At 71.0% G+C, this 20,831-nt stretch carries 19 protein-coding genes; 11 read left to right on the forward strand and 8 right to left on the reverse strand.

Features of this window, described 5'->3' with window-relative positions:
* The 3 genes from BLR21_RS05080 to BLR21_RS05090 all read right to left on the reverse strand — a co-directional run.
* Positions 1-537, reverse strand: a 537-nt coding sequence (locus tag BLR21_RS05080) for a class I SAM-dependent methyltransferase (protein WP_090004545.1), incomplete at its 3' end; no start/stop codon positions are given.
* Positions 534-1,235, reverse strand: coding sequence for a TetR/AcrR family transcriptional regulator (locus BLR21_RS05085; protein WP_176929484.1), 702 nt, complete (start codon positions 1,233-1,235; stop codon positions 534-536). The genes BLR21_RS05080 and BLR21_RS05085, both read right to left, overlap by 4 nt.
* Before the next feature lie 49 nt (positions 1,236-1,284).
* Complete coding sequence (locus tag BLR21_RS05090) at positions 1,285-1,650, reverse strand: DUF1330 domain-containing protein (RefSeq protein ID WP_090004547.1); 366 nt, start codon at positions 1,648-1,650, stop codon at positions 1,285-1,287.
* A gap of 213 nt (positions 1,651-1,863) precedes the next feature.
* Here BLR21_RS05090 and BLR21_RS05095 point away from each other — a divergent pair, with 213 nt between their 5' ends.
* The gene (locus BLR21_RS05095; protein WP_090004548.1) at positions 1,864-2,793 is read left to right on the forward strand and encodes a permease; all 930 of its coding nucleotides are present in this window, start codon (positions 1,864-1,866) and stop codon (positions 2,791-2,793) included.
* Entirely contained in the window at positions 2,790-3,434 is a 645-nt protein-coding gene (locus BLR21_RS05100; protein WP_090004549.1) for a TIGR03943 family putative permease subunit, read from the forward strand. Before BLR21_RS05095 ends, BLR21_RS05100 begins: the two co-directional genes overlap by 4 nt.
* Here BLR21_RS05100 and BLR21_RS05105 read toward each other — a convergent pair.
* On the reverse strand, positions 3,425-4,345 hold the full coding sequence (locus BLR21_RS05105; RefSeq protein WP_256334481.1) for an XRE family transcriptional regulator: 921 nt from the start codon (positions 4,343-4,345) through the stop codon (positions 3,425-3,427). The two genes, BLR21_RS05100 and BLR21_RS05105, sit on opposite strands and share 10 nt — an antisense overlap.
* Positions 4,346-4,613: 268 nt before the next feature.
* Here BLR21_RS05105 and BLR21_RS05110 point away from each other — a divergent pair, with 268 nt between their 5' ends.
* From BLR21_RS05110 to BLR21_RS05125, 4 genes are all read left to right on the forward strand, one after another.
* Positions 4,614-6,707: a metallophosphoesterase gene (locus tag BLR21_RS05110; RefSeq protein ID WP_090004550.1), complete on the forward strand. Its 2,094-nt coding sequence runs from the start codon at positions 4,614-4,616 to the stop codon at positions 6,705-6,707.
* Between the two features lie 60 nt (positions 6,708-6,767).
* Positions 6,768-7,967 carry an MFS transporter gene (locus tag BLR21_RS05115; RefSeq protein ID WP_090004551.1) on the forward strand — a complete coding sequence of 400 codons (1,200 nt, stop codon included), beginning with the start codon at positions 6,768-6,770 and terminating at the stop codon, positions 7,965-7,967.
* Positions 7,964-8,866 (forward strand): TolB family protein, encoded by a 903-nt coding sequence (locus BLR21_RS05120; protein WP_090004552.1) that lies wholly within the window; start codon positions 7,964-7,966, stop codon positions 8,864-8,866. Before BLR21_RS05115 ends, BLR21_RS05120 begins: the two co-directional genes overlap by 4 nt.
* 272 nt (positions 8,867-9,138) lie before the next feature.
* On the forward strand, positions 9,139-10,098 hold the full coding sequence (locus BLR21_RS05125) for a hypothetical protein (protein ID WP_090004553.1): 960 nt from the start codon (positions 9,139-9,141) through the stop codon (positions 10,096-10,098).
* A gap of 4 nt (positions 10,099-10,102) precedes the next feature.
* On the opposite strand, the gene BLR21_RS05130 is transcribed toward BLR21_RS05125, so the two are convergent.
* Positions 10,103-10,462, reverse strand: a complete 360-nt coding sequence (locus BLR21_RS05130) for an ArsR/SmtB family transcription factor (RefSeq protein ID WP_090004554.1) — start codon at positions 10,460-10,462, stop codon at positions 10,103-10,105.
* A gap of 50 nt (positions 10,463-10,512) precedes the next feature.
* On the opposite strand from BLR21_RS05130, the gene BLR21_RS05135 reads away from it, so the two are divergent.
* A complete protein-coding gene (locus BLR21_RS05135; RefSeq protein ID WP_090004555.1) occupies positions 10,513-12,384 on the forward strand; it encodes a heavy metal translocating P-type ATPase in 1,872 nt (623 codons plus the stop codon).
* On the opposite strand, the gene BLR21_RS05140 is transcribed toward BLR21_RS05135, so the two are convergent.
* The 3 genes from BLR21_RS05140 to BLR21_RS05150 form a co-directional block, all read right to left on the reverse strand.
* Positions 12,363-14,114, reverse strand: coding sequence for an ABC transporter permease subunit (locus BLR21_RS05140; RefSeq protein WP_090004556.1), 1,752 nt, complete (start codon positions 14,112-14,114; stop codon positions 12,363-12,365). The two genes, BLR21_RS05135 and BLR21_RS05140, sit on opposite strands and share 22 nt — an antisense overlap.
* Positions 14,114-15,610 carry an ABC transporter substrate-binding protein gene (locus BLR21_RS05145; protein WP_090004557.1) on the reverse strand — a complete coding sequence of 499 codons (1,497 nt, stop codon included), beginning with the start codon at positions 15,608-15,610 and terminating at the stop codon, positions 14,114-14,116. The genes BLR21_RS05140 and BLR21_RS05145 overlap by 1 nt, the downstream gene beginning before the upstream one ends.
* Before the next feature lie 83 nt (positions 15,611-15,693).
* On the reverse strand, positions 15,694-16,503 hold the full coding sequence (locus tag BLR21_RS05150) for a class I SAM-dependent methyltransferase (RefSeq protein ID WP_090004558.1): 810 nt from the start codon (positions 16,501-16,503) through the stop codon (positions 15,694-15,696).
* A 203-nt stretch (positions 16,504-16,706) separates the two neighbouring features.
* On the opposite strand from BLR21_RS05150, the gene BLR21_RS05155 reads away from it, so the two are divergent.
* The 4 genes from BLR21_RS05155 to BLR21_RS05170 are packed head-to-tail and all read left to right on the forward strand — an operon-like array spanning position 16,707 to position 20,822.
* Positions 16,707-17,957 (forward strand): ATP-grasp domain-containing protein, encoded by a 1,251-nt coding sequence (locus BLR21_RS05155; RefSeq protein ID WP_090004559.1) that lies wholly within the window; start codon positions 16,707-16,709, stop codon positions 17,955-17,957.
* Complete coding sequence (locus BLR21_RS05160; protein ID WP_090004560.1) at positions 17,954-18,748, forward strand: Rossmann-like domain-containing protein; 795 nt, start codon at positions 17,954-17,956, stop codon at positions 18,746-18,748. The genes BLR21_RS05155 and BLR21_RS05160 overlap by 4 nt, the downstream gene beginning before the upstream one ends.
* On the forward strand, positions 18,745-19,803 hold the full coding sequence (locus tag BLR21_RS05165; protein ID WP_218130759.1) for a PLP-dependent cysteine synthase family protein: 1,059 nt from the start codon (positions 18,745-18,747) through the stop codon (positions 19,801-19,803). The genes BLR21_RS05160 and BLR21_RS05165 overlap by 4 nt, the downstream gene beginning before the upstream one ends.
* The gene (locus BLR21_RS05170; RefSeq protein WP_090004561.1) at positions 19,800-20,822 is read left to right on the forward strand and encodes a dipeptide epimerase; all 1,023 of its coding nucleotides are present in this window, start codon (positions 19,800-19,802) and stop codon (positions 20,820-20,822) included. The genes BLR21_RS05165 and BLR21_RS05170 overlap by 4 nt, the downstream gene beginning before the upstream one ends.
* Positions 20,823-20,831: the final 9 nt, after the last annotated feature.

Genomic DNA, 20,831 nt, shown 5'->3' on the forward strand with positions numbered 1-20,831 from the left:
CGGCAACGGCCGCCGGGTCTGGTAGTCGCCGCACATCCGCACACTCAGCTTCTCCAGCAGCGACTGGACGAAGTGGACGACACGGTGCTGGCTGCCGACGTGGTCGAGCAACAACAGCTTCCCACCAGGCCGCAGCACGCGGTGCATCTCGGCGATCGCCGCACGCTCGTCCGGAACACCGCACAGGCCCAGCGTGCAGACCACGGTGTCGAACGACTCGTCCGGGAACGGCAACGCCTGCGCGTCTCCCTCACACAACTCGACCGCACGCCCGAGCTCGGCCGCGCGAGTGCGGGCGATGCCGAGCATGGCCGGGCTGAGGTCCAGGCCGACCAGCCTGACGTCCGCCGGGTAATGCGGGAGGTTGAGGCCGGTGCCGATCGCCACCTCCAGCACGTCACCGGTCGCCTGCGGGCACACCCACTCGCGACCGCCGCCGAACTGGACACGTTCGAAGAACCCGATGTCACGGTCGTAGCGCGGCGCGTAGCGATCCCACACCTCACGGAGACCTTCAGTGGTGAGCTTCTTGCTCATGTCGATGACCCTTCCGGCAGCAGTCCACGCGTGAGCAGGCCTGCCAGCGTGGATGGAACGGCAGCGGTGTCCTGGGGCTCTGGCCGGGCGGGATCCCAGTGCAGGTGCACCGCCCACAACACGCAGGTCTCCAGGATCGTGCGGGCGACCAGCGGCGCCGGTCCGGGCAGCCGCAACGCCCTGCGCCGCTGGAGATACTCGGTCAGCACCACAACAAGACCCGAGCGGCCCTGGCCGAACCAGACGTCGGCCAGCTCCGGCAGCTCGGGGGCGCAGCGGTCGACCAGCTTGATGCTGACCCGGTGCCGCGACAGCGTGTCGTACAGGTTCGTGATGATCTCGCCCAGCTCCACGGCGAGCGGGCCATGTCGTCGTGTCGACAACGCCTCGACCAGCCGCAGCTGCTCGACCTCGCCCCGCAGCCGCTCGGCCACCATCGCGGCCAGCTCGCCTTCCGCGGGCGCACGGACCGGCAGGTCGGCCACCTCGGGCAGCGGCTCCACCCCGTCGGCGAACCGCAGCGCGGCCCCGAGCAGCGCGTCCTTGTTCTCGACGTAGCCGTAGACGGTGCCCTTCGCCACCCCCAGCGCGTCGGCGACGTCCTGCATCTGGGTCCGCTGAAAGCCCTGCGCGATGAACGTCTCGGCCGCGGCCGAGACGAGCTTCGGGAACATGTCCGCTGAACGAGTGCGTGGCACCCGCCCATCATAAATGACCGACTGAGTCAGTCAAGAGCGGTCAGACGGATCAAACCCAGGGGGTGGTGGCCTGGAGCACCGCCTCTGTCAACGCCTCCGTGCGCAGCCGCGTCACCTCCTGATAGCCGGGATCGGCCACCATGCGGCTGAACGCGGCGCGGTCCGGGTAGCGCACGACGATCACCGCGTCCCAGCTCTGCCCGTCCTCGGCGACCAGCACGGTGGATCCGCTGCCGGCGTAGAGGATCTCGCCGCCGTAGCGGGGCAGGAACGTCTCGCGCAGATGACGCGCGTACTCCTGGTAGGACTCGGCACCGGCCTCGGCGAACCGCAGCAGGTTCAGCATCACCACCGGCCCGCCCGTGTCCTCGGCGAGCAGTCGTTTCAGGTCAGCACCACGTGGATCGACGGCCATGAGCCCAGCATGCCTCCCGGCTCCGCGACCCGCATCAGTCGAACCACCCGTCCGGCCGGCCTGCGTCACGAATGTGGTGCGGACGAGCGGTGACGGCGTGCGACCGACCGACTCGACGGACTGGCCGGCCACGCGCGGTTGACGTTCAGAGAATGTCCAGTGCCGCGACCGGGATAACGACCGCCACCTCTGATCACCCCTACCGTCGCGACCATGGGCGAACGTCGGATCGGGCCGGTGGAGGTGCTGGCCGTACTCCTGGTGGGGGGCGTTCTGCTGCGCGGCCACGAGATCTTCCAGACACCGATCGTGCAGACCTGGGCGGCCGTGTTCGTCTCGATCGTGCTGCAGGCGTTGCCGTTCCTCACCCTCGGCGTCGCTCTCTCGTCCGCCATCGCGGTGTACGTGTCGAGTGACGTGCTCACGAAGGTCCTGCCGCGTCGGCCCGTGCTCGCCGTGCCCGCCGCCGCGGCCGCGGGAGTGGTGCTCCCTGGCTGTGAGTGCGGGTCGGTGCCGGTGGCGGGAGCGTTGCTGCGCAAGGGGATCGCACCCGCGGTGGCGTTGACGTTCCTGCTGGCCGCCCCCGCCGTCAACCCCATCGTGCTGGTGGCGACGGCGGTCGCGTTTCCCGGTCAGCCCGGCATGGTGCTGGGACGTGCCGCCGCGAGCCTGCTCGCCGCGACGGTCATGGGCTGGTTGTGGCTGCGGAAAGGCAGGACTGATTGGATCAAGATGCCCGAACACAGCCACCAGCACGGGTTTCTGAGCCAGGCACGGCACGACTTCCTGCACGCGGGCGGGTTTCTGGTGATCGGCGCGCTCCTCGCCGCGACGATCAACGTGTTCGTGCCCGGCCGCTGGCTGCAGTTCGTCGCCGACGAGCCGTGGCTAGCGGTGCTCGCCATGGCCGGGCTCGCGGTGCTGTTGTCGATCTGCTCGGAGGCCGACGCGTTCGTGGCGGCGAGCTTCACGCAGTTCTCGACGACGGCGAAGCTCACCTTCCTGGTCGTCGGGCCGATGGTCGACCTGAAGCTCTTCGCCATGCAGACCGGGATGTTCGGCCGCCGGTTCGCGATCAGGTTCGCCCCGGCCACGTTGGTCGTCGCCACGGCGTCGGCCGTCGCGATCGGCGCGCTGCTGTGAACCGGGCCGCGGCGATCGTGATCCTCCTGCTGCTGGCCGGTGCCACGACGAGAACGCTGGTGACGGGTCAGTACGTCAGCTACGTCAAGGCCGGGCTGTGGCCGTTGCTGGTCATCTCGGTCGTGCTCCTCGCGCTGTTCGCCACCGCGAAAGGACACCAGCCCAAGGTCGCCTGGCTGCTCGTCCTCCCCGTGCTGGCACTGCTCGTCGTCGCACCGAAGTCGCTCGGCAGCTACGCGGCGGTCAACGCGGGCACCGTGCTCACGGAGTCCGACGAGTACCCGCCGCTGCCGGACGGCGATCCGGTGGAGGTCAAGATCTTCGACTACGCGAGCCGTGCGGTGTTCGACGAGGGCCGCACGCTGCGGGACCGCCGGGTCAGGCTGGTCGGCTTCACCTCGACCGGTCCGAACGGCGAACGCCTGCTGGTGCGGATGATCCTGACCTGCTGCGCCGCCGACGGCAGGCCGGTGAAGATCGGGATGAGGAACGCGGAACCGCTGCCGGACGACACCTGGATCGAGGTCGTGGGCTCCTATGTGGACGAGACAGCCGAGGACGGCGTGAACGGCGGGAAGATCCCGTTCGTCGACGTGGAGGACGCGATCCGGGTGGCGCAGCCGGAACGGCCCTACGAGTAGTTCCACTGGATGCCGTACTGGCCGGGCATCGGGTCCAGGGTGATGAACTGGTACGTCGTCGTCTCCTCGTCGAACGTGACAGGCGCCTGGTGCTCGCGGGGCACCCCACTGCGCGGCTGGAAGTACCCGGAGCAGCTGGTGGGCAGCATCGCCGGGTCGAACGCGATGTGCAGCACCATCTCCCTGCCCGGCCGGTAGATCGCGATCTGCGTGTGCCGCGACGTCTGCCCCGGCGGGAACCGCAGCGCGAACTCGACGGCGGCGAGCTCTCCCGCCTGCAACGGCCGGTCCAGCAGGAACTCGAACACGCACGTCGAGCTCGGCACGTCCGCACGGAACCGGGCGACCCGGCAGCCCTCGGTGAACGTCACCACCGGCGGCTGTGGCAGCGCACCGCACCGCGCGACGAACAGGAACCGGGTGGTGTCGTCGTGGTCGGCCCGGACGACGCGGCGCACCCGCATGGAGTCCTCGAAGCCCTGCGCGTTGATGCGGTAGGAGATGAACTGCGAGAGCCGGTGCGGCGTGTCCAGGTCGTCCGGTGTCGCGCCGACCTTCGCCAGCGCCTTCGCCACGTTGTCCGGCCGCCGCCAGATCTGGTCGTACGGGAGCGCGAGGCCGGGCCGGTTGGTCCACCGGCCACGGGGCCGGCGCGGGCCGAGCAACGCCGTCAGCGTCGACGGGGCCTGGCCGAGAATGGTCTCCAGCACCGCCACGGCCGCCAGCGAGCTCGCCCGCTCCGGCCGGTTCTCGCCGTTCTGCCAGTAGCTGAGCGCGCTCACGCTCACCGGGGCGTCCTGGTCACGCAGCCGCTGGCTGATCTCGCTGAGGCTGAGACCGCTGCGCTCGATCGCGCAGCGCAGCGCGGCACCGAACTCGGCCCCCGCGCGAATGGTCACGTCGGCGGTCACAGGGCGACTCCCTTCTCGGGCGGCTCGCCGGATGATACGCGCGGAAAATACCGCTGTGATCGCGTCCAGAGTATTTCCAGAGTGCCCGGCCTGGTTTCTTGACCTCTCCACCAGGCGTTTCGCAGTCGAACATGATCGGTCCGAATAGGTGTCCAGAGTTATCCAGCAAGGGGAAAGCCGGTTCGTTGACGGACGTTGACCGCTCGTTATGGTCAGCTCGAACCGGTTCTCGTTCCTGAATTCTCTTCCCTGCTGAAGGAACACAACCATGAAATCTCCCCTGCGCAGGCGATGGCGCACAACGACGATTTACGCGGCGGCGGCCATGGTCGCCGGTGCGGTGGCCGTGGCGGCCATGCCGTCCGGCGGTGACATCAAACCTGTCGCCACCGCGGTGCCCGACGTGCCGCAGGTGCCCCAGATCGCGGAGCCCGGCACCCAGTCCGCCGGGGTGGCGTTCGCGAACTCGGCCGACGGCGGCCGGGTCTGTCAGGACGGTGCGCGGTGGCTGCGGTTGCGCTTCACCGATCTGACCCTGCGCGGCAACGACTCCGTGACGGTCAGCGGGGCAAAGTCGGGCTCCTACACGTTCACCGCCCAGCACTGGCCAGGGAAAGCCTTCCACACCAAGGCTTTCGAGGGTGACTGCGTACGCGTGACGCCCAGCTTCGCCGACAGCGGCAGCCGGTACGTGGTCGACGCCTACCAGTTCGGCACGCAGGCGCTCGCCGCGGCGACGGCGACCGTGGCGGCGGTCGGCGACGTCTGCGGCTCGTCCTGCAACCAGACCGCGCCGGTGGTCAAGACCATGAACCCGCAGGCGCTGATCCTGGCCGGTGACAACGCCTACAACTCCGGCACCCTGACGGAGTACCGCAACAACTACGACCCGCACTACGGCCAGTTCAAGTCGATCACCTACCCGACGCCGGGCAACCACGAGTACGGCACGTCCGGCGCCCAGGGCTACTTCGACTACTTCGGCGCGCGGGCCGGCGAGCGGGGCAAGGGTTACTACAGCTTCGACGTGGGCGACTGGCACTTCGTCGCGCTGAACTCCAACATCTCCCGCGACGCGAGCTCGGCGCAGGTGACGTGGCTGAAGAACGACCTGGCGGCGAACACCAAACCGTGCACCGCGGCGTTCTTCCACCACCCGCGGTTCAACAAGGGCAACCACGGCGACAACTCGACGATCACGCCGTTCTGGAACGCGCTGTACAACGCCAAGGCGGACCTCATCGTCGCCGGGCACGACCACAACTACCAGCGGTACGCGCTCGCGAGGTCCGACGGCACGCGCGACCCGAACGGCGTCCGGCAGGTGCTGATCGGCACCGGCGGTCGCGGGTTCTACCGGTTCGGCAGCAGCACCGCGGGACCGGTGGAAGCAGGCAACGACAACACCTTCGGCGTCGGCAAGCTCACGCTCACCGCGACCGGGTACCGCAGCGACTTCGTGCCGGTGGCCGGGCGCGACTACACCGACACGGTGTCCGGTGGCTGCCACAAGGCCGCGAGTTCGCCGAGCTTCTCCGTCGCCGCCACGCCGTCGTCGGTCTCCCTGCCCGCGGGCGGGTCCACGACCGCGACCGTGGACGTCGGTGCCACCGGCGGGTTCACCGGCAGCGTCGCGCTCTCGGTGTCCGGCCTGCCCTCCGGCGTGACCGGCTCGTTCTCGCCGGCCGCGGTGAGCGCGCCCGGCCGTTCGACGCTGACGCTCACCGCGTCGTCGAGCGCGTCCGGTTCGGCGACCGCGACGATCACCGGCACGTCGGGAGGGGCCACGAAGACGGCCCAGCTCAGCGTGACCGTAGGCACCACACCGGCCGGATTCAGCGACGACTTCGAGTCCGGCCAGGGCTGGGTCGTCAACGCCTCCGGCTCCGACACCGCGACCACCGGCAGGTGGGAACGCGGTGACCCGGAGGAGACCAGGGAGTCCGACGGGGTCAAGCAGCTCGGCACCACCACGAGCGGCACGAACTGCCTGGTGACAGGACGACTCACCGGCGCCAGTGTCGGCGTCCACGACGTGGACGGAGGCCTGACGTCGATGACCTCGCCGCAGATCCCCGTGCCGTCCGGCGGCAGGCTCACGTTCTCCTACACCTTCGCGCACGGTGACAACTCGTCCACATCGGACTTCCTGCGGGTCCATGTGCTGGACGGGACGAACAAGGTGAAGGTGTTCGAGAAGCTCGGCACCTCGAGCACCAGGGTCGTGGGCAAATGGCAGAGCGCCACCGTCGACCTCGCGCAGTTCGGCGGGCGCACCGTGAAGCTCGTCGTCGAGGCCGCGGACGCGAGTACGGCCTCCCTCTGGGAGTCCGCGGTGGACGACGTCCGCGTCACTGGCTGAGGTAGGACGCGCGCACGGTCTCGGCGACGTGCGCGCGTCCTTCACCGGAAGGGCTTCCCGATGTACGTCTCCTCTGTCCGAGCCGGCCTGCCCGCTGAGCCGGGCCGGTCGCACCACAAGATCTCCGCGACCGTCATCGGCCTCGGCGTGGTGAGTCTGATCACCGACCTGTCGGCCGAGATGGTCACCGCCGTGCTGCCGCTGTACCTCGTCTACGGTCTCGGCGTCGGCTACCTGCAACTCGGCGCGATCGACGGCCTCTACACCGGTGCCACGGCGGTGCTGCGGCTCGCCGGCGGGCACCTCGCCGACCGCTGGCAGCGCCCGAAAGCCGTGGCACTGTTCGGTTACGGCCTCTCCGCGGTGACCAGACTCGGCTTTCCGCTGGTCGGTTCGTCGGTCGCCGGTCTGGGGCTGCTGATCGGCGTCGACCGCGCGGGCAAGGGGATTCGCACCGGGCCGCGCGACGCGATGATCACGCTGGCCTCGCCGCCGGACGGGCTGGGGCGGGCGTTCGGGGTGCACCGCGCGTTGGACACGGCGGGTGCGCTGCTCGGGCCGCTGGTGGCGTTCGGGCTGCTGAGCCTGCTGTTCATGGACTACACGTCCGTGTTCGCGGTGAGTTTCTGCTTCGCCGTGGTCGCGGTGGTGGTGCTGGCCGTGTTCGTGCGGCAGCCGGCCGGGGTCGCGGCCCGGCTGCCGGGACTGTCGTGGAACGTGCTGAAGGACCGCCAGGTCCGGCGGGTCGTGCTGATCACCGCACTGCTCGGCGTGTGCACGGTCGGCGACATGTTCCTGTTCGTCGGTGTGCAGAAGTCGGCGGGCCTGCCGGTCGCGGTGCTTCCGTTGCTGCCGTTGGTGACCGCGTTGACGTTCATGGTGGCGGCGGCGCCGGTCGGGAAGCTCGCTGACCGGGTCGGGCGGTGGAAGGTGTTCCTCGCCGGGCACGTCGTGCTGTTGCTTGCTTACGCGCTGGTCGCCGTGTCGTGGGGAGGCTGGCTCGCGGCGGCGCTGGTGTTGCCGGCGCACGGCGTTTTCTACGCGTGCACGGACGGGGTGCTGATGGCGCATGTCGGTCCCCTGGTGCCGGAACCGGTGCGGGCCACCGGACTGGCGTTCGTCCAAACAGGACAGGCGCTGGGCCGCGCGGCCGGCGCGGTGTTGTTCGGGGTGGCGGCGACCGGGTTGTCGCTGGCGCCCGCGTTCGGGTTGTTCGCCGCGGTCCTCGCGGTCGCGGTCGTGGTGGGAGCGCGCTGGTGAAGCGAACCGTGCTGGGTGTGGTGCTGGTGGCGGCCGTGCTGGCGGCGGGTGGGGTGTTCGTCGGCCTGCGGGCGACGGGCGCGCGGCCCGCGGAGGAGACGCTGGATCTGCGCGGCGGCGAGTTGCTGTACGTCGACCCGGCGGGCCGGGTGCGTCAGGGAGGTCGTACCGGACCCGCGTGCCAGCGGGTCGACGTCGCGGCGGGCACCCTGATCTGCCTGCGCGCCACGGCGGTGCCCGCGCAGTCCGAGATCGTGGTGTACGACGGGGCCGGCGAACGGTTGCGGCTGCCCGAGTGGGGCAGCCCGAGCCGGGCGCGGGTGTCGCCGTCGGGCAACGTCGTGATGTGGACGGTCTTCCGCGCCGGTGACTCGTACCTCGGTGGCGTGGGCACGTTCTCGACGACCGCCGGGCTGTACGACCTGAAGAGCGGCGAGCACCACGGTTCGCTGGAGGACTTCACGCTGATGGTGGACGGCGTCGAGCACACCGCCGACGACGTGAACTACTGGGGAATCACGTTCACGCGCGACGACCGCACGTTCTACGCCACCGCCACCTCGAGCGGGAAGACGTGGCTGGTGCGGGGCTCGCTCGACACAAAGGTGCTGACCTCCGTGCGGGAGAACGTGGAGTGCCCGTCGCTGTCCCCGGACGGCAGCCGCATCGCCTACAAGTTCCGCACCGGCGACCAGTGGCGGCTGCACGTGCTGGACCTGGCTTCCGGTAGGGACACCCCGCTGGCGGAGCCGCGGCACGTGGACGACCAGCCACAGTGGCTGGACGACTCGTACGTCGCGTACGGGCGGGACAAGGGCATCTGGAAGGTCCCCGCGTCCGGTGGCGGCAGCCCCGAGCTCGTCCAGACGGACGCGGCTTCGCCGGCGGTGGCCCGATGATCCACCGGGTCGCCCTGGTCGTCCCCGCGTCCGGTGGCGGCAGCCCCGAGCTCGTCCAGATGGACGCGGCTTCACCGGCGGTGGCCCGATGATCCACCGGGTCGCCCTGGTCGTCCCCGCGTCCGGTGGCGGCAGCCCGGAGCTCGTCCAGCCGGACGCGGCTTCACCGGCGGTGGCCCGGTGATCCACCGGGCCGCCCTGGTCGTCCCCGCGTCCGGTGGCGGCAGCCCCGAGCTCGTCCAGACGGACGCGGCTTCTCCTGCGGTGGCCCGATGATCCACCGGGTCGCCCTGGTCGTCGCCGCCCTGGCAGCGGCCGTGCTGGTCGTGGCGCCGGGGCCGGTCCGCGCACCCGGCCGGACCGTGCCCGCGCCGGTCGTCACCGACGCCTGGCCGGGTGCGCGGATCGTCACCACTCCGGGAAACCTGCCCGGCGGCGCGGTGTTCGCACCGCTGTCGCCGGACCTGCGCGCGGGAGAGTCCGGTGGGCGGCTGGTGGTCGACGGCTCGGTCATCCGGACGGGCGCCTCGCGGTACGTGCTGGACGACGCCATGCTGGTGTGGCTCGAGCCCGGCACCGGCCTGTTCGCGATGGCGGACTCGGTCGCGGAACTGGTCACCACGGACATCGGCAACGTCGTCGTGCTCGACTCGCAGTACGACCTGGCCGTGCACGACGGCCTGGTCAGCTGGGCCGCGACCGGGCCGGAGGGCACCACCGAGATCCGCACGGTCCCGTTGGCCGGCGGAGCGGTGCAGAAGGTCGTCCTGGCGGGAAAGCTCGCGCTCACCGAATGGCCGTTCGCGACCAGCTCCGAGGTCGAGCAGGGCGGTCCGTCCGTTCTGGTGGACGTACGCACCTCGGCGCGCACGGTGGTGAACGGGCAGGGCTACGAGCTGATCGACTGCACGCCCTCGTGGTGCCGGGTCGAGGTGCTGCGGCAGGGCGGCAGGGCGCGGCTGGACCTGATGCGGCCGGACGGCACCGAGCGCCGCCGGCTCGGCGGTTCCGGCCTGCGGCCCGCGGTGCCGGACGTCCTGCTGCTGGACCGGTTCGCCGTGCTGGTGGACGACTCCCGTGGCGCTCTCTGCCTGTACGACGTCGATCGCGGCCGGCTCGCGGACCTCGCGTCGTCGTTCGGCACGGTCGTCGCGCGTGGCAACGCCGTGTGGTGGTCGACCGGTGACAACACCGCGCTGACCTGGAACAGCATCGACCTCGGAGAACTGTGACGTCTCAGGCGGTGGTGTCGATGTCGGTGACACCGAGACCGAGGTGCTCGATGTGGTAGACGGCCTCGTCGAGCAGCATCGCCACATGGGTGTCGTACAGGCTGTAGACGACGCTGCGTCCCTGACGCGTACCGGTCACCAGCCCCAGCGCCCGCAACAGCCGAAGCTGGTGTGAGACCGCGGACTGCTCCATCTCCACGGCCTCCGCGAGCTCGTTGACCGGGCAGGCGCCGTGGCGGAGCCGGGTCAGGATCCGCAGGCGGCTCGGTGTCGCGAGCGCCTGGAGGGTGGCCGCCACCGTCGCCGCCGACTCGGCGTCCAGCTGCGCCGGCGGTGTGGTCCTGCCCTCGACTCCATGACCCATGGCAGTATCCTACTCAGTGAACACATGAAGAGGTCTTCAGATATTCCTGTATGGTGCCTGGCGTGACTTCGACGCTCCTCATCGACAGCCCGCACCGGACACCAGCTACCAAGCGCTCCCCGTTCGCGATCACCGAAGTGCGCTGGGCCATCGCGGCCACCGCCCTGTTCCTGCTCGGCGTCGGCGTGAAGCTCGCGGACTCGGCGCCGTGGACGTGGTGGACGCTGCTGCTCGCCTGCTACGTCGCCGGAGGCTGGGAACCCGCCCTCGCCGGACTCAAGGCGCTGCGTGAACGCACGCTCGACGTCGACCTGCTGATGATCGTCGCGGCGATCGGCGCCGCCTCCATCGGACAGGTCGTCGACGGCGGCCTGCTGATCGTCATCTTCGCGACGTCCGGCGCGCTCGAAGCCGTGCTCACCCAGCGGACCGCGGATTCGGTGCGCGGTCTGCTCGATCTCGCACCACAGCGGGCGTGCCTGCTCCTGCCGGACAGTCGTGAGCGGGAGGTGGACGCGGAGACGCTGCGGATCGGCGACGAGATCCTCGTGCGGCCCGGCGAGCGGATCGGCGCGGACGGCGAGGTGGCCGGCGGGAGCAGCGAGGTCGACGAGGCCTCCATCACCGGTGAACCGCTGCCGGTCCCGAAGCGACGCGGGCAAGAAGTCTTCGCGGGCTCGCTCAACGGCACCGGCGTCCTGCGGGTGCGGGTCACTCGCGAGCCGAAGGACTCCGTGATCGCCCGGATCGTCGCGATGGTCGAGCAGGCCTCGGCCACGAAGGCGAAGACGCAGCTGTTCATCGAGAAGGCGGAACAGCGCTACTCGGTCGGCGTGGTGGTCGCGACGCTGGCGTTGTTCGCGGTGCCGCTGCTTCTCGGCGCCGCACTCGAACCCACGCTGCTGCGAGCGATGACGTTCATGATCGTGGCCTCGCCGTGCGCGCTGGTGCTGGCGACCATGCCTCCGTTGCTGGCGGCGATCGCGAACGCGGGCAAGCGCGGTGTGCTGGTGAAGTCCGCCGTGGCGATGGAGCAGCTCGGCACGGTGAGCGTGGTGGCGTTCGACAAGACCGGCACGCTCACCGAGGGCACACCGCAGGTCGTCGGCGCCGTCACCGACGAGGTGCTCGCACTGGCCGCGGCAGCCGAGCAGTTCAGCGAGCACCCGATCGGCCGGGCCATCGTGTCCGAGGCTCGGCGGCGGGAACTTCGGCTTCCCGCGGCCGACGACTTCCAGTCGACTCCGGGCGTGGGTGTGACCGCGCGGGTGTCCGGACAGTCGGTTGTCGTGCGGCGGCACGATTCCCGGCACAACACCGCGGTCGAGGTCGTCGTGGACGGTCGCCATGTCGCCGTCATCGACCTCGCGGACCAGATCCGGCCGTCGAGCCACGCCGCGGTGCTGGAGCTCACCGCCCTCACCGGACAGAGCCCGGTCCTGCTGACGGGTGACAACCATGCTGCGGCACAACGGGTTGCGACCGCCGTGGGCATCCGCGAGGTACACGCAGGTTTGTTGCCGCAGGACAAGGTCCGGGCGGTGCGGGAGATGACCGGCAACGTGCTGTTCGTCGGCGACGGCGTGAACGACGCCCCTGCGCTCGCGACCGCGCACGCCGGAGTCGCGTTGGGGCGCAAGGGTTCCGCACTGACCGTGGACACCGCCGACGCCGTGGTGGTCGGCGACGACCTCACCGTGATCCCGGCGGTGGTGGCGTTGGCCCGTCGCGCACGGCGAATCGTGATCGCCAACCTCGCGATCGCGGGGACGTTCATCGTGGTGCTGTCGGCGTGGGACCTGTTCGGCACTCTGCCACTCCCCCTTGGCGTCGCGGGCCACGAAGGATCCACGGTCCTCGTAGCGCTCAACGGAATGCGACTGCTGGCATCCAGCCGAAATCAGGCCGGCTGCCTGCGCTGAGAACGGAACACGAGCGTCCAGGAGGCCAGAGCGGACAACGACATCGCGAGGACGGCTACCAGCAGCAGCATCACCGCAGGGCTCAGCGCCGCCAAGGGTGCCCGTTCGAGGTAGGGCAACGACTCCGCGAGCATCAGGCCCCACTCCGGGGCGGGCGGCTGGGCTCCGAGGCCGAGGAAACCCAGTGAGGCCAACGCCAGTGCGATGCCGGGCAGCCGCAGGACGGCGTTGCGGGCGACGGGACCGGCGACGGCGGGGAGCACGTGGCGGAGCTCGATCCGGGACGGTGACGCGCCGAGCGCGCGATGGGCGTTCACATAGGTGGCCGCGCGCGTTTGTTCCACCAGTGCGGCGGCGTGTGCGGCGAGGGCGGGCCACGAGACCAGTGCGACGGCCAGCGAGGCGCCGAACGTGCCGGGGCCCAGCACCGCGGCGACGAGGATGCCGGCGATCACGGGCGGCACCGCGTTCGCCGCCTCCGCCATGCCGCGCGCGATGTCCGGCAGGAAGCCGATGGCCAGGGCGACCACGTACGAACTCGCGCAGACCGCGGCGGCCACGCCGATCGTCGCCGGTGCGCCGTGTGCGACCCGCGCCAGGACGTCCCGGCCGAGTCCGTCCGTGCCCAGCGGATGTGCCCAGGTCGGCGACGCCAGCCTGGCCACGGCATCGATCCGCAGAGGGTCCCGCAGCAGACCCCAGCCGATCACCACCGCCATCAGCGCGGCGGCCCCCAGGGGAATGGCGGCGTGCAGCCTGTTCGGCACCCGCCGCGGATGCGGGGGCAACGACAGCGCGGCATCCCGCAGCGCGGGACCCAGCATGCGCCGGCGGATCACACCGACGACCGCGCCGGCCAGCAGTCCGAGCAGAAGCAGTGCGAGCACGCATCCCTGCAGCATCGGCACGTCCTGGGCGCGGGCCGCGCCCAACGCCGCGCGCCCGATGCCAGGCACCGCGAAGACCGCTTCCACCGCCACGGCACCGCCGGTCAGACCGACCACCGCCAGGCCTGCCTGTGGCAGCAACGGCGGCAGAGCACGCCGAAGGACTCCTCGGACGAGAACCGAGCGGTTGCACCCCCACGACCTCCACACCGCCACCCAGGGTTCCCCGAAGACCGCCGGAAGCGCGTCGTTGAGCAGCGTGCCCAGCACGGCGCCCCCGGGAATGCCGAGGGCGAGCGCGGGCAGCACGAGGTGAAGTGGACCGTCCCAGCCGTACGGCGGAAACCAGCCCAGCCACACCGACAGGGACACCAGCAGCACCGCCGCCAGCAGGAACTCGGGCAGCGCGGCCAGTGCCGCACCCGCACCTCCGGTCGTCGCGGCCGCATCGCCACGGGCGCCTCGCAGCAGGGCCGGCAGGCACAGGGCCGAGGACACCACGAGGACGACGACCAGTGCCGCGCTCATCAGCGTCAGGGAGACGCCGAGACCGGACAGGACGCTCGGCAGCACCTCGGCGCCGTTGATCCACGAACGGCCGAGGTCGCCTCGCAGCAGCCCGAGCACCCAGCGCGTGAGCATGGCGACAGGACCGGCGTCGAGGCCGAGCTGCCCGCGGACCGCGTCCAGGGCCTCCCGCGTCGGCTCCTGTTCCGCCGACAGCGCCCGCAGGACCGACAACGCCGGGTCACGCCCGGACAGCCACGGCAACAGCCCCACCACGGCGGTGATCAGCGCGAGCGCACCGCATCGGGAAGCCAGGACTCGCAACGACTCCGACATCACTTCAGGTGCGTGGCGGAGGTGATGAGCGCGCGTTCGCGCGGGTCCTTCACCGAGTCGGCGACCGACGTGGCGTCGCCCTGGATCACCCGCTCGTGCAGCATCGGGATGGCGGCGTCGGTCCGCAGCACGGCCGCCTCGGCCTCGAGGATCGCCGCACGGCGCTGGTCGCCGGCTTCGGCGCCCTCGGCCTTGCGCACGGCCTGCTCGACGTTCTCGTCGCACAGCCGCGCGATGTTGAACGATCCGCCGCAGGTGAAGTCCGACTTCAGATAGGCGACGGGGTCACCGGAGTCGAGCACGGTCGCCCTGGACAGGATGAACGCGTCGAACTTGCCGGCCAGCATGTCCTGCTCGATGTGGGCGTACTCGCGCACGACCTGGTTCACCTTGAACCCGGCGTCCTGGAGTTGTTGCTGCACCAGAGAAGCGACCTCGGGCAGTTCGGCGCGGTCGGTGAAGGTCGCCAGCGTGATCGTGGCGCCGTTCGCCCGGCCGGCGGCGATGCGGCCGGTGACCTCCTTCCGGGCCTGGACGGTCCACGGCAGCGCCGGCCCGAGCAGTCCCTTGGCGACGTCGGCGCGGTTCTCGTACACGGTGCTGACGATCTGGCCGCGGTTGATCGTCTCCCGGACCGCGGCACGCATCGCTGCATCGGCGAACGGCCCGGACTTCGTGTTGAGGTACAGCGTGTTGGTGCGCGGCATCGGCACCTCGCTGATGGTCTGCGCGTCGAGCAGCGCGGCCTGCGACACCGGGACCGCTTCGGCGATGTGCGCCTCACCGCTGCGGATCGCCGCCGCGCGCGCGGTGCCGTCCGGCACGAACGACACGTCGATGCCCGCGGCCTTCGCCTTGTCACCCCAGTAGCCGTCGTAACGGTCGAGGGTGGCGCTGGTGGTGCCGTTGACCTGCACGAGCCGGAACGGCCCGCTGCCGGTGCCCACCGGAGTGACCTTGCCGTCCGCCGCGTACGCGCTTTCAGCCAGAATGGACAGTTGAGGTGACGACAAACGCTGCGGCAGCAAGGGATCCGGCGTGCCCGTCGTCACGACCAGCTTGTCGCCCTGCACGGCCGCGGTCAGCGCGACGCCATCGAGGATCCGCGGCTTCGGCACCGCCTTCGCCGACCTGGTGAGGGTGTTCACGGCGACCGCGGCCGTCAGGACGCTGCCGTCGTGAAAGCTCACCCCTGGCCGGACGGTGAACTCCCAGGCGGTGTCCGAGGTGCGCCGCCACTCGGTGGCGAGCCCGGGGCGGGCGTCCCCGTTGCCGTCCAGCGTCACCAGCGTCTCCGCGGTGGACCAGCGGGACAGCTTGAACGCGTCGTCGCTGAACGGCGTCAGGCCGGAACGCGGCGGTTGCATCATGGCCAGCTTGATCCGGTGGTCTCCGGACGAACCGGCCGTCTGCCCGGCCCCGGCGGCGAAGCACCCGGCCAGGAGGACCGAGACGGCGGACAGTCCGACGGCGGCCAGCGGCGCGCGGAGGTGCATGTGAGCTTCCTGTCGTCATGAGAGCGTTAACACGCCGACGTTAGCTCATGACAATCATTTGCATCTAGCTCACGAGTTGCACGTCACGTGGCGCGGCGCCCACTGCCGATCAGGGTGGTGGCGTCGAGTTCGGTCACGCCGTCGTCCCGCAGCGACGTCAGGTAGAGCTCACGCACGGTGTCCCACCTGTCGGCGGGCACCTTCTCCAGCGCACCGCGGAACCCGGACCCGGTGATCACCAGCCAGGCCACCTCGGGAGTCATCGTCAACGCCATCTCGTTGACGGTCACGTCGACGTCGGCGAGACCGCGGTCAGCCAGCCAGGCCGCGTAGCTGCCGGCCTGGTTGACCTGGTCGACGAGATGCGGCGGACGTGGCGCGGGAGGCGGCGTGTTCGTGACCTCGGCGATGGCGCGGCCGAGATGCCGGCCGGCCGCGGCCATCGACTCACCGCGCCAGATGGTGAACACCGCCCGGCCACCGGGCCGGGCCCGGCTGATCAGGTGGTCGGTTCCGGCCGTCATGTCCGGGAAGAAGAAGATGCCCAGGGCCGACTGCACCACGTCGTAGCTCTCCGCGGTCCACGCGGTGACGTCCGCCTGGTGTGCGCGCAGCTGCGGCAGATCGGCCGACAGCCGCCGGAGCTGGTCGATCATGGGACCGGACATGTCGACGGCGTCGACATGTCCGTCGTGGCCGACGAGCCCGGCGGACGGTATCGCCGAGGCGCCGGTGCCGCAGCACGCGTCGAGCACGCGCTCACCCGGCCTCGGATCGGCGATCGTGACCGCCGCCGTGCCGATCGGCTCCCACAGATACCGCCCCAGTGCGGTGAAATCGGCCGCCGCGGCGTCGAACGCGCCGCGGATCTCGGTCTGCCGGTCCTCAGCCATGAGCTCCTCGCTTCGATCCTGTGTGGACGGTCATCGCCGTGCTCCGCCTGACGGGCCGCCACGAGAGGTCCGACGTTAGTCCAACCGGCCGCACCACGCGGCCCAGGCGCACCTTCCCCGGAGGGCGGTATCGACTCGACATCGATAATGATTACCATGTTCCGTAGTTCCGCCGCGCGGCTCGCGGCTGATGAGGAGGACTTGTGGGTCACCTGTTGATGATCGAGAGCTGGGTCGGTGCCATGAGCTCGTTGCTGCCCAGGGCGGTCAACGAGTCAGGGCATCGCTTCACCTTCCTGACCCGCGATCTGCACCACTACCTGCGCGCCGCCCCCTCGCAGCCGCACCCGTTGCTGGCCGCGGACAACGTGCTGACGGCGGAGACCAACGACGTGCCCGCCCTGCTCGACCACGTCGAACGGCTGCACGCGGTGCTGCGCTTCGACGGCGTGATTTCCTCCTGCGACTACTACCTGCCGACCGTCGCACGGGTCGCCGCACACCTGGGCCTGCCCGGCCCCGATCCACTCGCCGTGGAACGCGCCTGCCGCAAGGACCTCACCCGCACCGCCCTGCGCGAGGCGGGTGTGCCCGGCCCTCGCTTCGCACTCGCCGACGACTGGCCCGCGCTCGCCAAGGCCGCCGCGGAACTGGGTTATCCGCTGGTGGTCAAGCCGGTCGACCTGTGCGCCGGGATGCACGTGCGCAAGGTGGCCGACGAGTCGGAGCTGCGTGAGGCGTTCGCCGCGATGGAGGCGTTCCCGGTCAACGCCCGCAACCAGCCCAGGGTCCGGACCGTGCTGGTGGAGGAGCTGCTGACCGGGCCGGAGGTGAGCGTGGAGACCGTCACGGTGGACGGCGCGACGCACGTCGTCGGCGTCACCGACAAGAGCATCGCGGGCGAACCGTGGTTCGTGGAGAGCGGGCACATGTTCCCCGCCGATCTGCCCACCGCCGCGGCCGAGGCCGTCGCCGTCGCCGCGATCGACGCTCTTGGCCTGGACCTCGGCGTCGCGCACACCGAGGTCAAACTGACCCCCGACGGCCCGAAGCTCGTCGAGGTCAACCCGCGCCCCGCAGGCAACCAGATCACCGAGCTGGTCCGGCGCGTCACCGGCATCGACCTGCCCGCCGCGTACGCGCAGCTGGCCGTCGGTGAACGACCGGAGCTGAGCCCGGCGGACACCGGTGTGCGCAGCGCCGCGATCTCCTTCGTCCTGCCTGCGCGTTCCGGGCTGGTCGCCGCTGTCCGCGGCGCCGAGGCGCTCGGCGCGGCACCGGACGTGGTGGACTGGTCGATCAAGCAGCCCGGCCACCGGGCGGGCGACCCGACCAGCAACAACAGCTACCTCGGCCACGTCGTGGTGACCGATCCGGCCGGCCTCGGCGCACGTGCGCGGGCCGAGCAGCTCGTGGGCGGCCTGTCCGTCGACTACGCCGAGGTGCCCGCGTGACGCTCACCGACCTCGTCGAGCTCGTCCGGAGCGGTGGGCTGGGTGCCGACCCGGCGACGTGCACCGTGTCCGTCGGGTTCACCACCCGGCAGGGCGCCCGGCACGCCACGCGCGGGCAGTCGTACCGCAACACCGTGGTCAGCCTGCGCGTGGAGGAGGCGGTCGGCTCCTGCGCGGTGGAGGACATCGCCGACGACGACGTGCACGCCTGCGTCGGGGCGACGGTCCTCGACCTGCTCGGCCACCCGAACCTCGCCATCCGCACCGCGGTCCTCGACGCCTATCTGGCGCACGTCCGCCCGCACCACCTGTCCGCCACGAAGTCGCTCACCATCGGTCCCGGCAGTTCACTGGCCAAGTCCATGGCACGGGCGGAGGCCGTCGTAGACCTGCTGGATCCCGCGCCGGGTGATCGGGTGCTGGTGGTCGGGGTAGTCAACTCGCTGTTGCACCACCTGCGAGAGCGAGGCGCGACGTACGTGCCGTGCGATCTCAAGGGCGGCCACACCGAGTGGGACGAGCCGATCGCCACGGACGCGGAGAGCGCGCTCGACGGGTGCGATCTCGTGCTGGCCTCGGGGATGACCGTCGGCAACGGCACGTTCGAACCGCTGCTGCGCCGCGCTTTTGGTGCGGGCAAGCCGGTGGTCCTGTTCGCGCAGACGGCCAGCGCGATCCTCCCGTGGTTCATCGGATCGGGAGTACGCGCCGTGTCGGCCGAGCCGTACCCGTTCTTCTGGCTCGACGGCGGCCCCACCACGATCCACCACTACACGGAGCGCCCGTCGTGACGGTCCCCCGCCAGAACCGGCACCTGCTCGGTCTTCTCGGACAGAGCCCGGTCGCCCGCATCGACGCACCACTGCCCCACCGGCACGGCGGGTTCTGGGCCAAGCTGGAGTGCCTGAGCGCCGGCGGCATGAAAGCGCGCGGGGCCGTGTCGATGCTGCGTGCCGCTCGCGAGCGCGGCGAGCTGCGTCCCGGCGCGGTGGTCGTGGAGTCGACCAGCGGCACGCTGGGGGTCGGCCTCGCGTTCGCCTGTCAGGCGTTCGGTCACCCGGTGGTCCTGGTGGTGGACAGCGAACTGGAGCCGTCGATGCGCGCCCTGTTGCGCGCGCACGGTGCCCGGCTGGAGGTGGTGGATCGGCCTCACCCGGTCGGTGGATGGCAGCAGGCGCGATTGGACCGGCTCCAAGCCGTGCTGCGCGAATACCCCGACGTCTACTGGCCTGATCAGTACAACAACCCGGACAACCCCGGTGGCTATGCGGAGCTGGCCAGGGAACTGGTGGAGCAACTCGATCCCGTCGACGTACTGGTGTGCAGTGTCGGCACCGGCGGGCACAGCGCGGGCGTCGTCCGGGAGCTGCGCCGCTACTGGCCCGGTGTGCGGCTGATCGGCGTGGACGCCGTCGGCTCCACGATCTTCGGCCAGCCCGCCCGGCCCAGGGTGATGCGCGGGCTGGGCAGCAGCATCCACCCCCGCAACGTCGCCTACGCCGAGTTCGACGAGGTCCACTGGCTCGGCCCGGTCGAGGTGGTGGACGCCTGCCGCAGGCTCGCCAGGGACGCCTTCGTCACCGGCGGCTGGAGCAGCGGCGCCGTCGCGCTGGTCGCCGCCTGGGCGGCCAGGATCGAGCCAGGCGCGGTGGTGGCGACCGTCTTCCCCGACGGCCCGCACCGCTACCTCGGCACGATCTTCGACGACGACTTCTGCCATGCCAGAGGCCTGCTCGGACCGGCAGCCGACCGGCCGGTGGAGATCGGCGACCCGCATCGCGTCGAGGCGACGGGCTGGACGCGGTCCCGCGCGGTCGTCGCACCACGGGCGGCGGTGCTCGCATGAAGATCGACTGGGAGGTCTACGGCCTCGACCTGGCCACGCCGCTGCGCATCTCCAGGTCGGTCATGTCCCGCCGGGACGCCGTGCGGGTCGTCGTGGAGCACGACGGGCAGCGCGGCCACGGCGAGGTCGTGACCAGCACCTACTACCGCCTCGACGTGCAGACGATCACCTCGCTGCTGAACCGGCCGCTCCTCGCCGGCGCGGACTCGCCGGAGATCGCACTCGACGCACTGCACGCGGACACCACGATCCCGGAAGGCGTGCGGGCCGCGGTCGACGCCGCATTGCACGATCTGCTCGGCCTGCGCGGTGACGTGCCCGTACACGCCCTAGTCGGCCTTCCGCAATGGCGCGACACCCCGACCGCGTACACCATCGGCATCACCACACCGGACGACGCCGCGGTCCAGGCCGCCGCACTGGCCGGCCGCGGGTTCTCCGTGCTCAAGGTCAAGGCCGGAGCCGATCCGGAACGCGACGTCGCCGCCGTCACCGCGATCGCGGCCGCCGCGCCGGACGCCCGGCTGATACTGGACCCCAACGGTGGCTGGAGTCCGGACGAGACGGTGCGGGTGGTGGAACGGATCACCGCCGCCGGTGTCGCGCTCGACGCGGTAGAGCAGCCGATCCCGCCCGGCGACCCGGACGCGCTGGCATGGATCCGCGAGCGGTGCCCGGCGCCGCTGGTCGCCGACGAGGACGCCGCCACGGTCGCCGACGTGCGGCAGCTGGCGGGCGCGGTGGACGGCGTCAACATCAAACTCGCCAAGTGCGGTGGTCTGCGGCCCGCGCTGGAGATCGTTGCCGCCGCCCGCGAGGGTGGGCTGGACGTGATGCTCGGCTGCCTGGTGGCCAGTTCGCTCGGCATCGCGCCCGCGGTCCATCTCGCCGGGCACGCCCGCTGGGTGGACCTGGATGGGCACCTGCTGCTGGCCCACGACCCGTGGTCGGGCATCGGCGGTGAGGACGGCACTCTGCGGCTGTCCGGCGGGCCTGGGCTGGGCGTGGTGCGGCGATGACGGCACCCC

Origin of the sequence: Lentzea albidocapillata subsp. violacea (assembly GCF_900100275.1) — a bacterium.
Classification (GTDB): domain Bacteria; phylum Actinomycetota; class Actinomycetes; order Mycobacteriales; family Pseudonocardiaceae; genus Lentzea; species Lentzea violacea.